The organism is Bordetella ansorpii, assembly GCF_900078315.1.
Classification (GTDB): domain Bacteria; phylum Pseudomonadota; class Gammaproteobacteria; order Burkholderiales; family Burkholderiaceae_B; genus Bordetella; species Bordetella ansorpii.
In genome coordinates this window covers 17,036-30,275 of the sequence record NZ_FKBS01000029.1, presented here as the reverse complement: position 1 = coordinate 30,275, position 13,240 = coordinate 17,036, and the positions used below count along the sequence as shown (strand labels likewise).

The 13,240-nt window shown below is 67.7% G+C and carries 11 protein-coding genes; 5 read left to right on the top strand and 6 right to left on the bottom strand.

Annotated features, from left to right (window positions below; genetic code table 11):
- Positions 1-41: 41 nt before the first annotated feature.
- From A7W11_RS21995 to A7W11_RS21985, 3 genes are all read left to right on the top strand, one after another.
- On the top strand, positions 42-728 hold the full coding sequence (locus tag A7W11_RS21995) for a DUF2848 domain-containing protein (RefSeq protein WP_066419420.1): 687 nt from the start codon (positions 42-44) through the stop codon (positions 726-728).
- Positions 729-790: 62 nt separating this feature from the next.
- The gene (locus A7W11_RS21990; protein ID WP_066419416.1) at positions 791-2,143 is read left to right on the top strand and encodes an amidase; all 1,353 of its coding nucleotides are present in this window, start codon (positions 791-793) and stop codon (positions 2,141-2,143) included.
- A 79-nt stretch (positions 2,144-2,222) separates the two neighbouring features.
- Positions 2,223-3,011 carry a putative hydro-lyase gene (locus A7W11_RS21985; RefSeq protein ID WP_066419415.1) on the top strand — a complete coding sequence of 263 codons (789 nt, stop codon included), beginning with the start codon at positions 2,223-2,225 and terminating at the stop codon, positions 3,009-3,011.
- 65 nt (positions 3,012-3,076) lie between these two features.
- Here the strand turns inward: A7W11_RS21985 and A7W11_RS21980 are convergent, their stop codons facing one another.
- From A7W11_RS21980 to A7W11_RS21960, 5 genes are all read right to left on the bottom strand, one after another.
- Positions 3,077-4,375: a TRAP transporter large permease gene (locus A7W11_RS21980; RefSeq protein ID WP_066419414.1), complete on the bottom strand. Its 1,299-nt coding sequence runs from the start codon at positions 4,373-4,375 to the stop codon at positions 3,077-3,079.
- Positions 4,368-4,868, bottom strand: coding sequence for a TRAP transporter small permease (locus A7W11_RS21975; RefSeq protein ID WP_066419411.1), 501 nt, complete (start codon positions 4,866-4,868; stop codon positions 4,368-4,370). Before A7W11_RS21975 ends, A7W11_RS21980 begins: the two co-directional genes overlap by 8 nt.
- Positions 4,869-4,874: 6 nt before the next feature.
- On the bottom strand, positions 4,875-5,849 hold the full coding sequence (locus A7W11_RS21970; protein ID WP_066419408.1) for a TRAP transporter substrate-binding protein: 975 nt from the start codon (positions 5,847-5,849) through the stop codon (positions 4,875-4,877).
- Between the two features lie 132 nt (positions 5,850-5,981).
- A complete protein-coding gene (locus A7W11_RS21965) occupies positions 5,982-6,635 on the bottom strand; it encodes a hypothetical protein (RefSeq protein ID WP_328587244.1) in 654 nt (217 codons plus the stop codon).
- A gap of 227 nt (positions 6,636-6,862) precedes the next feature.
- Positions 6,863-7,795, bottom strand: coding sequence for a LysR family transcriptional regulator (locus tag A7W11_RS21960; RefSeq protein WP_066419403.1), 933 nt, complete (start codon positions 7,793-7,795; stop codon positions 6,863-6,865).
- A gap of 128 nt (positions 7,796-7,923) precedes the next feature.
- Between A7W11_RS21960 and A7W11_RS21955 the strand changes: the two genes are divergently transcribed.
- Both A7W11_RS21955 and A7W11_RS21950 read left to right on the top strand, forming a co-directional pair.
- Positions 7,924-8,436, top strand: coding sequence for a winged helix DNA-binding protein (locus A7W11_RS21955; RefSeq protein WP_066419401.1), 513 nt, complete (start codon positions 7,924-7,926; stop codon positions 8,434-8,436).
- 98 nt (positions 8,437-8,534) lie between these two features.
- Positions 8,535-12,158: a hydantoinase B/oxoprolinase family protein gene (locus tag A7W11_RS21950; RefSeq protein ID WP_066419398.1), complete on the top strand. Its 3,624-nt coding sequence runs from the start codon at positions 8,535-8,537 to the stop codon at positions 12,156-12,158.
- Positions 12,159-12,213: 55 nt separating this feature from the next.
- On the opposite strand, the gene A7W11_RS21945 is transcribed toward A7W11_RS21950, so the two are convergent.
- Positions 12,214-13,236 carry a C45 family autoproteolytic acyltransferase/hydolase gene (locus tag A7W11_RS21945; RefSeq protein WP_066419396.1) on the bottom strand — a complete coding sequence of 341 codons (1,023 nt, stop codon included), beginning with the start codon at positions 13,234-13,236 and terminating at the stop codon, positions 12,214-12,216.
- Between the last annotated feature and the right edge of the window lie 4 nt (positions 13,237-13,240).

The window sequence follows — 13,240 nt, the reverse complement described above, 5'->3', positions numbered from 1 at the left end:
GCCGGCCATTACAGATTCCCTTGTGTAGGACCCTGATTCCCATGAAGACCGTATTCCAGATCGAAAGCAACGGCACGACGCGTACCGCCGAAGTGGACATCCGCAACCTGGTGGTGGCGGGCTGGGCCGGCCGCGACCGCGCGGCCATCGAGCATCACATCGAGGAACTGGCCGCCATCGGCGTGCCGCGTCCCAGCAGCGTGCCGCTGTACTACCGCGTGGCCTTCAACCAGGTGACGCAGGACGAGCGCGTGCAGGCCGTGGGCGGCGAGTCGTCGGGCGAAGTCGAGCCCTTCGTGTTCATGCTGGACGGCGAACTGCACGTCAGCATCGCCTCGGACCACACCGATCGCAAGCTGGAGGCGCACAGCGTGGCGCTGTCCAAGCAGTTGTGCGTCAAGCCCGTGGCGCGCCAGGCCTGGCGCCATGCCGACGTGGCCGGCCACTGGGACGAGCTGGTGCTGCGTTCGCGCATCGTCGAGAACGGCGCGGAAGTGCTGTATCAAGAGGGGCCGCTGTCCTCGCTGCGCACGCCGCTGGAACTGATCGAAGGCTACACGCAGGGCGGCAAGTCGCTGCCGGACGGCACCGGCATGACCTGCGGCACCGTGGGCGCCATCGGCGGCATCCGCCCGTCGGCCACCTTCATCATGGAACTGCACGATCCGCGCCTGGGCCGCACGATCAGCCATCGTTATGATGTCGAGGTCTTGCCCGAAATCGCCTGATCGAGGCGGCCGCTTCGGCGGCCGTTGTTCTTCCCACCTTTGCCTGGCGTCAGCCGTCCATCATGTCCATCTCCTTGCATGAACAAGCCCAGGCCCTGCAGCAGGGCCGTACCTCGTCGCTGGAACTGACCGAAGCCGCCATCGCGCGCGCGGCGGACCCGTCGGGCGAGGGCGCCCGCGTCTATACCAGGCGCTACACCGAGCGCGCGCTTGCGGCGGCCCGCGCTTCCGACCTGATGCGCGGGGCCGGCCTGACGCGCTCGGTCATCGACGGCCTGCCGATCTCCATCAAGGACCTGTTCGACGTGGCCGGCGAGGCCACCCCGGCGGGGTCCGTGGCCTTGCGCGACGCCGCGCCCGCCGCCGCCCACTCGGTGGTGGTACAGCGTCTGCTGGCCGCCGGCGCGGTGCTGACCGGCCGTACCAACATGACCGAGTTCGCCTATTCGGGCCTGGGCATCAATCCGCACTACGGCACCCCGTTGAATCCCTGGGATCGAGCCACGGGACGCATTCCCGGTGGCTCGTCCTCCGGCGCCGCGGTGTCGGTGGCCGACGGCATGGCCATTGCCGCCATCGGTTCGGACACGGGTGGTTCGGTGCGCATTCCCGCCGCGCTGTGCGGCCTGACGGGTTTCAAGCCCAGCGCGCAGCGCGTGCCGATGGACGGCGTGCTGCCACTGTCGGCGCAGCTCGACTCCATCGGCCCGCTGGCGCCGACCGTGCGCTGCTGCGCGGCGGTCGACGCCGTGCTGGCGGGCGACGTCGATCCGACGCTGCCGGAACCGGCCGAGCTGCATGGCCTGCGCATCGCCGTGCCGACCACGCTGGCGCTGGACGGCATGGACGAGCACGTCTCGAAGACGTTTTCCGCCACCTTGGCCAAGCTGTCGGCGGCGGGCGCGCAGGTCGATGACATCGAGATGCCCGAGTTCGCGCAACTGGCGCAGATCAACGCCAAGGGCGGCTTCACCGCCGCCGAGGCCTGGGCCTGGCACCGCGAGCTGATCGGCCGTGCTGCGGACCAGTACGACCCCCGCGTGGTGTCGCGCATCCGCCGTGGGCAGGAGATCACGGCCGCGGACTGGATCGAGCTGATGGCCGCGCGCCGGGCGTGGATCGCCTCGGTGCAGCGCCGTATCGCCGGTTACGACGCGCTGGTGCTGCCCACCGTGCCGGTGGTGGCGCCGGTGGTGTCCGAACTGGTCGAGTCCGACGCGCTGTACGGCAGCACCAATCTGCTGATCCTGCGCAATCCCACGCTGATCAATTTCCTGGACGGCTGCGCGTTGTCCGTGCCTTGCCAGGAAGAAGGCAGCGCACCCGTCGGATTGATGATTGCCGGCGCCAATGGCGCCGACCGCCGCATCCTGTCCATCGGCATGGCCGTGGAAGACTTGCTGGCGACGCACTGAAACCGGCCGGTCGGGAGCCTGGCGGGCTGCGCGAGGCGCCCGCCGGTCTGCGATTTACCTGTAGACCAAGAGGTATCCCATGACGCAACGCGTCGATTCCGCCTATCAGGCACGGCTGGACGCCCGCAGCGGCGCGCTGACGGGTCCCACCGCCAATCTGGCGCCCGGCCACGTGCAGGCCAACCTGGCGATCCTGCCGCGCGCGCTGGCGGCCGATTTCCTGCATTTCTGCCAGCGCAATCCCAAACCGTGCCCCTTGCTGGCCATGTCCGAGCCGGGCAGCCCGGCCTTGCCCGCGCTGGGCCATGACATCGACATCCGGACCGACATCCCGCGCTACCGCGTGTGGCGCAATGGCGAACTGGTCAGCGAGCCCACCGACGTGCGCGACGTGTGGCGCGACGACCTGGTGTCGTTCCTGATCGGCTGCTCGTTCTCCTTCGAGGAAGCGATGCTGCAGGACGGCTTGCCCGTGCGCCACATCGAGCTGGGCCGCAACGTGCCGATGTACCGCACCAGCATCCCGACCAACGCCGCCGGTCCGTTCAATGGTCCGCTGGTGGTGTCCATGCGTCCGTTGAAGGCCGCGGACGCCATCCGGGCGGTGCAGGTCACCTCCCGCTTTCCGGCGGTGCACGGCGCGCCCGTACACCTGGGCGATCCGGCGCTGATCGGCATCGCCGACATCGACCGCCCGGACTACGGCGACGCCGTGGAGATCCGTGAAGGCGAGATGCCCGTGTTCTGGGCCTGCGGCGTCACGCCGCAATCGGTGGTGGCGGCGGTGAAGCCCGAGTTCTGCATCACGCATGCGCCGGGTCACATGCTGGTGACCGATCTGCTGAACAGTCGAATGGCGGTGCTGTAGGCGGTCTTGAAAGAAAAGCCCGGCATGTGAATGCCGGGCGATTTTGCCGATGCAGGCCTGGCGCGCTACATCATCTGCCGGGGCAGCCAGGTGGCGATGCCGGGCAGGAAGTACAGCAGCATGACGGCGAGGATCATCAGGATGAACATCGGCATGGAGACACGCGCGATGTAGGGCAGTTCACGGCCCGTCATGCCGGACAGCACGAACAGGTTGAAGCCCACCGGCGGCGTGATCTGCGCCATCTCGACCACCAGCACGATGAAGATGCCGAACCAGATCAGGTCGATGCCGGCGGCCTGCACCGTGGGCAGCAGCACGCCCATGGTCAGCACCACGATGGAGATGCCGTCCAGGAAGCAGCCCAGCACGATGAAGAACACCATCAACGCGATGATCAGCCCGAACTGGCTGAGGCCCAGGCCGCCGATCCACTCCGCCAATGCGCGCGGCAGGCCGATGTAGCCCATGGCCAGCGTCAGGAATTGGGCGCCCGCCAGGATCAGCGCGATCATGCAGTACAGCCGCGTGGCGCCCAGCAGCGACTGCATGAAGCTGGCGCGGGTCAGCGACCGTTGCAGCGCCGACAGCGCCAACGCGCCGACCACACCCACCGCGGCCGCTTCGGTGGCGGTGGCGAAGCCGGTGTAGATCGAGCCCAGCACGGCCGCGATCAGCAGCATCACCGGAATGAGATGGCGCGACTGGTGCAGTTTCTGCATGAAGGTCAGGCCGGCATCGGCCTCGGGCACGGCCTCGGGATTGCGCAGCGCCCACCACGCGATGTAGCCCATGAACAGCAGGGCCAGCAACAGGCCGGGCACGACGCCCGCGATGAACAGGCGCGAGATCGACACGTCGGCCGCGACCCCGTACACGATCATGATGATCGAAGGCGGAATCAGCAGGCCCAGCGTGCCCGCGCCCGACAGCGTGCCCAGGATCTTGTCCTGCGGATAGCCGCGCCGCGTGAGCTCGGGAATGGTCATCTTGCCGACCGTGGCGCAGGTGGCCGCGGACGAACCGGACACCGCGGCGAAGATGGCGCAGCCGATGACATTGGTGTGCAGCAGGCGGCCGGGCAGGCGGTTGAGCCAGGGGGCGAGGCCCTTGAACAGGTCTTCGGACAGCCGGGTGCGGAACAGGATCTCGCCCATCCAGAGGAACAGCGGCAGGGCCGTCAGCGTCCAGCTGGAAGAGGCGCCCCAGATCGTCACGGCCATGGCGTCGCCGGCCGGGCGGCTGGAGAAGATCTCCATGCCGATCCACGCCGCGCCGGCCAGCGTGAGGCCGACCCAGACCCCGCAGCCCAGCAGCAGGAAGATCGAGACGATCAGCAGGGTGATGACTAGGATTTCATTCATGGGTTTGCTGCGAGGTGGGTGCGGCCTTGCCCTTCATGCGGCGGACCAGTTCGTCGACGATGGCGACCAGGAACAGGATGGTGCCGGCGGCCATGGTGAGCTGCGGGATCCATAGCGGCGTGGCGTCGTTGCCGGTGGAGATGTCGTTGTAGAGCCAGGAGTCGTGGGCGAGCTTGACGCTGTAGTAGGCAAAGGCAGCGCACAGCAGCACGGCCACCAGCAGCGCGAAGATGTCCAGCCGCCGATTGCCTGCCGGGGCCAGCGAGTTCAGCAGCAGGGTGACGCGGATGTGCTCGCCATGCTTGAACGTGCTGGCCAGGGCGAGAAAGCCGGCCGCGGCCATGAAGTATCCGGCGTAGGCATCCGTGCCGGGCAGGTTGATCGCGAACTGGCGGGACGCAATGCCCGCCAGCACCGAGATCAGCACGCCCACCGTGCACAGGCCAGCCAGCAGGCCGGCCGCGCCGTACAGGTTGTCGAGAAAACGGCGCATCGTGGATTACGGCTTGCGGTAGGCGTCGATCATGGCCTGGCCGTCGGGGCCGGCCTTCTTCAGCCAGTCGTCGAGCATGCGGCGGCCGATGGCGCCCAGGCCTTCACGCAGTTCGGGTGTGGGCTTGACGATTTCCATGCCGTTCTTCTGCAACTGCTCGAGATACCAGGTGTTCTTTTCTTCCGACGACTTCCAGCCGCGTTCTTCGGCCTGCGCAGCGGCTTTCTTCAGCGCTTCCTGCGTGGCCGGGTCCAGCGCATCGTAGGCACGCTTGTTCACGATGATGGCGTTCTTGGGCAGCCACGCCTGGGTGTCGTAGAACTTCTTGATGTACTCGAAGGTCTTGGTGTCGTAGCCCGTGGAGCCCGACGACATGTACGAATCGATCACGCCGGTGGCCATGGCCTGCGACAGTTCCGCCTGCTGCACGGTGACGGGCTGCGCGCCCACCTGTTCGGCGATCTTGGCGGTGACGGGGCTGTAGGCGCGCCACTTCAGGCCGGCCATGTCCTTGATCTGGCGCAGTTCCTTGTTGGCGAAGATGCCCTGGGGCGGCCAGGCCACGGCGTACAGCAGCATCATGCCCTGCGATTCCAGCTTCTTCTCGAGGTAGGGCTTCTGCGCCTGGTACAACTTGTACGAGGCCTTGTAGCCCGAGGCCAGGAAGGGCAGGCCGTCCAGCTCGTACACCGGATCTTCGTTGGCGAAGTTGCTCAGCAGGATTTCACCGGCCTGGGCCTGGTTGCCTTGCACGGCGCGCTTGATTTCAGGAGCCTTGTACAGCGAGGCGTTGTTGTGCAGCGTGATCTTCAGCTTGCCGCCGGACAGCGTGTCGACGTCCTTGATGAACGTGGTCAGGTTCTCGACGTGGAAGTTGCTGGCGGGATAGGCGCTGGGCAGATCCCACTTCGTCTGGGCGTTGGCAGCGCCGCTGAACGCCAGCACGACGGCGCCGGCCAGAAGGGAAACTCGCTTGTACATGGGGGAAAGTCCTTGATGAGCAGTGAAGGATTCGGGGTCGCGGCAAGCCGCGTGCGGGGCCGCGAAAGCAAGGCAATTCTACGGTGCGCATGCCCCGCAAAAGGGCATGAACAGTGGGTTTACGGGTAATCACTAGGGCTGCGGCGTGACAGGCGCCACATCGTTCAGGTCGCTGGATTGCAGGTCCCAGAGCAGGTTGAAGACGTGGCTGCCGGAGGCAGGCAGGACCAGGGCTTCGGCAAGCATGCGCAAGGCTTGCGTGGCCGACGCCTCGGTCGTGGCATCGACCAGCAGCATGGGCTCCAGCACGCGCGTGGCGCTGTCCTCGGACGGCAGCGGCGTGGACAGCGCGGGATCCGGCGTCAGCACGCGCAGCGCCAGCACGCCATCGATCTGCATGGCTTGCGCCGCGAGCGCGGCCGCGCGGGTGGCTGCATCCTTGTCGCCCAGCCTCAGCATGCCCAGCGAGGCGCCGGTGCCGGCGCCAGCCAGCGGCGACACGGCCATGACGCGGCGCGAGGTGTCGCGCATGCGGGCAAAGTTGGCGTGGGACCATTCCGTCTGCTGGCCGAACGCCTGCTTGTAGGCAGGGCTTTCGAACACGTTGAGCGAAGCCGTGCGGTACAGCGCCAGGTAGGGGCGCGGCCCCGAGGCCGCGCGATAGCGGCGCGACCACCTGAAGCCCGGGATGGCGGCGCGTTCCGCCATGTGTTCGCGGTCGTACCAGCGGTTGAAATCGGTGTCGTGCGCGGGATCGATGTCTGTCCAGATGAACAGTTCGCCCATGGCGTCGCGATCGGTGCGGATCGGTGCGGTCACGCAGGTTCCTTGAAATAGGGGCTGACGGCAACGATTCTGGGTGGCGCGGGGGCGGTACTCAAACGGTTTATTGTGGTTCGGCGGATTAAGAAAAACTTATCTGCCTGCGCGCCCTGGGAATGCAGGCTCTGCGTGCGCGCCCGCGCCGTACGCCCTGGGGGAAAACCCCGAAGGCACTGCGCGTGCCGCACGGGCTACATGGCAAGCACGCCGCTGTCCAAAGGCGGACCACAGTCAGGGCATTGCGCCGCATAGGCGCGCGCTTCGTCCAGGGCCAGCCGCACCACGGCCTCGGCCAGGCCCGAGACGGGATCGGGCCGCCAGCTGGCCACCAGCCGCATGTCCGGCAACTCGTCCGGGGACTGCACGAGCATGTACCGGCCGCTGTCGATGCCGGCCCGCACGGCGGCCACGGGCAACGCGGCAATACCCAGCCCCGCGTCGATGAACTGGGTGCTGGCGGCGATGGACGAGACGAAATGGATGCGGCCGGGGCGCACCCCGGCCTGTGCCAATACGTCCAGCAATTGCAGGTGCGGCTGCGAGTGGCGGGGGAAGGTGATGAGCTGATGGCGCGCCAGTTCCGCGGCGGGCGCCTGCTCGGAAACACCGAGACCAGGGCTGCAGATCCAGCCCATGCGCAGGGTGCCGAGGTCGCGGTTGCGCACGTCCTCGGCCACCACGGGGTCGGTCTGCAGCGCGGCATCCACGTTGCCCTGCTTGAGCATGTCCTGCAGCCGCCGGGTCGACGCGGCGGTCATTTCGATGTCCAGCTCGGGATGCGCCTCGTACAACCTGCTGATGAAGGGCGTGAACCAGGTATGCACGATGGACTCGACCACGCCCAGGCGCACCACGCCGCGCAGGACCGGTGGACCTTTCAGGGCCTGCCGCATGGATTGGTCGGTTTCCAGCATGTGTTGCGCGTACTCGAGCAAGGTGCGGCCTGCGGCCGTCAACCGCGTGTCGCGGCTGCCGCGTTCGAACAGTTGCTCGCCCAGGTCGCTCTCCAGCGCGGCGATGCGGCCCGAGATGGCGGCCTGGGTCAGGTTGAGCTTGCCGGCGGCCGCCTTGAAGCTGCGCAGCCGCGCCGCCCAGAGGAACGTCTCGAGGAAGCGGATGTTCATGTCATACCCCTTGTCTGCGCCGATTAGGGAAAGCCCTAGCGGGTTGGCTCGTGTTTTCAGGCCAAGTTTTGTTGATGAAATATAGATAAATTATTAGTATTTCGTCTACAAAAACTCGCTTTGCCATCATGCCCAATCCGCCTTTGATCGCTTCGTCCGCCCATCTGGTCAGTCCGCGCGCGCCTGATCTGTCCGAAGTCGAGTTCGGTCTGATGATCGCCACCCATGCGTTCGACCGCTGGATGGTCCGTTGCATGGCGGCGGCCGGGCTGCCGGACCTGACCGCTACCGACATCATGGTGCTGCATCACGTGCATCACCGGCAGCGCGCCAAGAAGCTGGCCGACATCTGCTTCACGCTGAACGTCGAAGACACGCACATCGTCAACTATTCGTTGAAGAAGCTGGAACGGCAGGGCGTGGTGCGCGGTGAGCGCAATGGCAAGGAAGTGTTCTACAGCGTCACGCCGGAAGGCGTGGGCTATATCGACCGCTATGTCGAGGTGCGCGAGCAGTGCCTGATAGACGGCCTGGAAACGGGCTCGGCCAGCGGCCTGGAGTTCTCCAGGCATCTCGCGCATACGCTGCGGGCGCTGTCGGGCCTTTACGACCAGGCGGCGCGCGCGGCGACGTCTCTTTAGTTTTTCTACCTGTCATGCGTGCCGGCCTGTGCCATCGCGGCCACACAGGCGCGCAACCTCTGTTCGGCTAGCAGCCGTTTTCAAGGATTTGAACCGATATGAAGTGGCAATTCTGGGTCGACCGTGGCGGCACGTTCACGGACATCGTGGCGCGCCGTCCCGATGGCGGTACGACCACCGCCAAGATGCTGTCCGAAAATCCCGAGCAGTACCGCGATGCGGCGGTGGCCGGCATCCGCAAGCTGCTGGGCCTGGCGCCGGGCGAGCCCGTGCCGGCCGATCAGGTCGAATGCGTGAAGATGGGCACCACGGTGGCCACCAATGCATTGCTGGAGCGCAAGGGCGAACGCACGCTGCTGGTGGCCACCCGTGGCTTCCGCGATGCGCTGCGCATCGCCTACCAGAATCGCCCGCGGCTGTTCGACCGCAACGTCGTGCTGCCCGAGATGCTGTACGAATCGGTGGTCGAGGCCGACGAGCGGCTGGACGCCACCGGCGCCGTGGTGAGCCCGCTGGACGACGCCGCGCTGCGCAACGATCTGCAGGCGGCCTATGACGGCGGCCTGCGCGCCGTGGCCATCGTGTTCATGCATGCATGGCTGCAGCCCGCGCACGAGCAGCGCGCCGCCGAACTGGCGCGCGCCATCGGTTTCACGCAGATCTCGGTGTCGCACGAGGTCAGTCCGCTGATCAAGTACGTGTCGCGTGGCGACACCACGGTGGTCGACGCCTATCTGTCGCCCATCCTGAAGCGCTATGTGGACCAGGTGGCCGGCGAGCTGCCCGGCATCCGCCTGATGTTCATGCAGTCCAGCGGCGGCCTGACCGACGCGCACCGCTTCCGCGGCAAGGACGCCATCCTGTCGGGTCCGGCGGGCGGCATCGTGGGCATGGTGCGCACCAGCGAACTGGCGGGCTTTCATCGCATCATCGGCTTCGACATGGGCGGCACCTCCACCGACGTGTCGCACTATGCCGGCGAGTTCGAGCGCGAGTTCGAGACCCGCGTGGCCGGCGTGCGCATGCGCGCGCCCATGATGAGCATCCATACCGTGGCGGCGGGCGGCGGGTCGATCCTGCACTTCGATGGCGCGCGCCTGCGCGTGGGGCCGGATTCGGCCGGCGCCAACCCGGGACCGGCGTGCTACCGGCGCGGCGGCCCGCTGGCCGTGACGGACTGCAACGTGCTGCTGGGCAAGATCCAGCCCGACTTCTTCCCGCGCGTGTTCGGCCCGCAGGCCGACCAGCCGCTGGACCGCGAAGCCGCCGCCGAGCGCTTCGCCGCGATGGCGGCGGACGTGCGCGCGGCCACGGGCCGCGAGATGACGCCGGAGCAACTGGCCGAGGGTTTTCTCGAGATCGCCGTGGGCAACATGGCCGAGGCCATCAAGCGCATTTCGGTGCAGCGCGGCCATGACGTGACCGGCTATGCGCTGACGGTGTTCGGCGGCGCGGGCGGGCAGCATGCCTGCCTGGTGGCCGATGCATTGGGCATGAGCACCGTGTACGCGCATCCGCTGGGCGGCGTGCTGTCGGCCTATGGCATGGGCCTGGCCGACCAGACCGAAATGCGCCAGAAGACCGTTGAGAAGGTGCTGTCGCCCGCCGTGATGGACGAGCTGTCCACGCTGCTGGACAGCCTGGCCGGCGAGGTCGAAGGCGAGCTGCGCCGCCAGCACGTGCCGGCCGAGGCCATCACCGTGCAGCGCCGCCTGCACCTGAAGTACCGGGGCACCGATACGGCGCTGGAAGTGGCCTACGGCACGATCGACGAGGCGCGCGCGGCCTTCGAGGCGGCCTATCGCCAGCGTTACTCTTTCCTGATGCCGGGCCGCGATCTGGTGGTGGATACGGTGTCGGTCGAGGCCAGTGGCGGTGGCGATACGGCCGCCGAGGCGCCCGTGACCCGCACGCGCACCGAGCCCCTGGCGGCCCGCCGTTCGGTAGGCATGTACAGCGGCGGCGCCTGGCGCGACACGCCCCTGTACGTGCGCGAAGACCTAGTGCCGGGCGACGTGATGGCCGGTCCGGCCATCATCTCCGAGCCCAACCAGACCACCGTGGTCGAGGCCGGCTGGCAGGCCGAGGTGACGCCGCTGGACCACCTGGTGCTGCGCCGCGTCGAGGCCCGGCCCCAGCGCCGCGCCATCGGCACCGATGCCGATCCGGTCATGCTGGAGGTGTTCAACAACCTGTTCATGTCGATCGCCGAGCAGATGGGCTACCGCCTGCAGAACACGGCGTACTCGGTCACCATCAAGGAACGCCTGGACTTCTCGTGCGCCATCTTCGACGACCAGGGCAACCTGATCGCCAATGCGCCGCACATGCCGGTGCACCTGGGGTCGATGGGCGAATCCATCAAGACCGTGATGAACGCCAACGCGGGCCGCATGCAGCCGGGCGACGCGTACGTGGTCAACGACCCTTACAACGGCGGCACGCACCTGCCCGACATCACGGTAATCACGCCGGTGTTCGACCGCGCCGGCCGCGAGATCCTGTTCTACGTGGGGTCGCGCGGGCACCATTCGGACATCGGCGGCACCACGCCGGGCTCGATGCCGCCCGATTCGCGCACGGTGGACGAGGAAGGCGTGCTGTTCACCAACTTCCAGATCGTGCGCGGCGGCGAGTTCCGCGAGGCGGCGGTGCGCGACATCCTGGGCTCGGGCAAGTGGCCCGCGCGCAATCCGGACCAGAACATCGCCGACATGCACGCGCAGATCGCCGCCAACGAGAAGGGCGTGCAGGAACTGCTGCGCATGTGCGACCACTTCGGGCTGGACGTGGTGCGCGCCTACATGGGCCACGTGCAGGCCAATGCCGAAGAGGCCGTGCGGCGCGTGATCTCGGTGCTGAAGGACGGCCGCTACGAGTATCCCCTGGACAACGGCGCCGTGGTGCGCGTGGCGGTGACGGTGGACCGCGAGGCGCGCAGCGCGGTGGTGGACTTCACGGGTACGTCGCCGCAGCTGGACAACAACTTCAACGCGCCGGGGGCGATCTCGGTGGCGGCGGTGCTGTACGTGTTCCGCACGCTGGTGGACGACGAGATCCCCATGAACGCGGGTTGCCTGAAGCCCATCGAGATCATCGTGCCGGAAGGTTCGATGCTGCGGCCTCGTCCGCCGGCTTCGGTGGTGGCGGGCAACGTCGAGACGTCGATGTGCGTCGTCAACGCGCTGTACGGCGCGCTGGGCGTGCTGGCCGCCAGCCAGGGCACGATGAACAACTTCACCTTCGGCAATGCGCGGCACCAGTACTACGAGACCATCTCGGGCGGCACGGGGGCAGGGCCGGTGCGTATCGACGCCACGGGGCCGGACGACGCCGGTTTCCCGGGTACGTCGGTCGTGCAGGCGCACATGACGAACTCGCGCCTGACTGACCCCGAGGTGCTGGAGCTGCGCTTCCCGGTACGGCTGGAGTCGTATGAGATCCGTCATGGCTCGGGCGGCGCGGGGCGCTGGCCGGGCGGCGACGGCGGCGTGCGGCGCGTGCGTTTCCTGGAGGAAATGACGGCGGCGATCCTGTCGAACAACCGCAAGCACGCGCCATTCGGCCTGGCCGGAGGCGGGGCGGCGCAAATGGGGCGCAACTACATCGAGCGGGCCGATGGCACCGTGCAGGAACTGGGCCCGCAGGACAGCGCCCAGTTGCAGGCGGGCGATGTGTTCGTGGTCGAGACGCCGGGAGGCGGAGGCTACGGGCCGGCTTGAGGCCGGGTTGTGCGGGTATCCATCGAGGCGGGCAGGGCGCCCGCTTCGGTTGGTCCTACACGATCCTGATTTCCGTCAATGGCTTCGGCGCACGGTCGTATACCCGCAGCGTGACGCCGCCGTCGCGCAGTTCGAACAAGGCCGTCGCCATTGTGTTCTCGCCGTCGGGATCGTCCTTGTCCATCCGCAGGATGGGCAGATCCCCGGCGTTGTCCAGCAGCGCGCCCACGACGTTGTCCGGGCCGCTGTCGGCGTCCCATTGATCCATCAGGTTCTCGACCCGTTGCTGCCGGGCGCGCGACGAATCGGTGATCACCTGCGGGACGGTGGACGTGCCCGGATGCAGCAGATGGTTGGCATGCCCCGTGCCGCGTTCGATCGGCGCCACCGAGCATGCGCCCGGCACGCTTTCCACGCCGACCAGCCTGCCATCGGGGGCCGAGCCCAGCAGGTGATGGAAGCCGCCCGCGCGCGGGTGCGCATCCAGCAATGCCAGGGCCTCGTCCAGCGTGGCGCAGTCCAGCACCGCCCGTGCCAGGAAGATGCGCGGCACGCCCGAGCGCCGCGTCTTCACCCGCACGTTGTTGATGGTCTGGGCCAATCCGGCCCGGTTGGCGCCGAAGGCGTGGCCCGGCAGCGAGCCGGGATAGGCGAAGGCCACATAGCCCGGCGCGTCGTCGGGCCGCACGTCGACCAGCGCGCAGCGGCCGTACAGATACGGATCGCCGTCTTCGTTGTGGCCCATCCAGCACGCGCCGTCACGGCCACGCCAGGCGATGGACGTGCAGCCGTCGGCGGCGGGATGCAGCAGGTCGCCGCGGCTTTGCCAAAGCAACAGGTCGGGCAAGGGCACGCGCAGGCCTTCGGCCATGCCTTCGAATTCTTCCCAGACGGCGGGCAGCGCCCGCTGCGCATGCCCCGCCAGTTCGTCCAGGTACGCGTGGCCTCTCCAGGGCCGCAACGCCGCCCATAGCGGACTTTGGTCGAGAAACGAACTGAACCGCGCGCGGCCCAGTTTGCCCAGTTCCACGCCGACGCGCCGACGCGCGCCGGAAATGCTTGCCGGTTTGAACCACATGACG

What these genes read in the sequence shown, in the direction of transcription:
- A7W11_RS21950 (WP_066419398.1), top strand. Translation starts at nt 8,535, where the DNA reads ATGAAGTGGCAATTCTGGGTCGACCGTGGCGGCACGTTCACGGACATC.
- A7W11_RS21945 (WP_066419396.1), bottom strand. Translation starts at nt 13,236, where the DNA reads ATGTGGTTCAAACCGGCAAGCATTTCCGGCGCGCGTCGGCGCGTCGGC.
- A7W11_RS21985 (WP_066419415.1), top strand. Translation starts at nt 2,223, where the DNA reads ATGACGCAACGCGTCGATTCCGCCTATCAGGCACGGCTGGACGCCCGC.
- A7W11_RS21975 (WP_066419411.1), bottom strand. Translation starts at nt 4,868, where the DNA reads ATGCGCCGTTTTCTCGACAACCTGTACGGCGCGGCCGGCCTGCTGGCT.
- A7W11_RS21965 (WP_328587244.1), bottom strand. Translation starts at nt 6,635, where the DNA reads ATGGGCGAACTGTTCATCTGGACAGACATCGATCCCGCGCACGACACC.
- A7W11_RS21995 (WP_066419420.1), top strand. Translation starts at nt 42, where the DNA reads ATGAAGACCGTATTCCAGATCGAAAGCAACGGCACGACGCGTACCGCC.
- A7W11_RS21955 (WP_066419401.1), top strand. Translation starts at nt 7,924, where the DNA reads ATGCCCAATCCGCCTTTGATCGCTTCGTCCGCCCATCTGGTCAGTCCG.
- A7W11_RS21970 (WP_066419408.1), bottom strand. Translation starts at nt 5,849, where the DNA reads ATGTACAAGCGAGTTTCCCTTCTGGCCGGCGCCGTCGTGCTGGCGTTC.
- A7W11_RS21960 (WP_066419403.1), bottom strand. Translation starts at nt 7,795, where the DNA reads ATGAACATCCGCTTCCTCGAGACGTTCCTCTGGGCGGCGCGGCTGCGC.
- A7W11_RS21980 (WP_066419414.1), bottom strand. Translation starts at nt 4,375, where the DNA reads ATGAATGAAATCCTAGTCATCACCCTGCTGATCGTCTCGATCTTCCTG.
- A7W11_RS21990 (WP_066419416.1), top strand. Translation starts at nt 791, where the DNA reads ATGTCCATCTCCTTGCATGAACAAGCCCAGGCCCTGCAGCAGGGCCGT.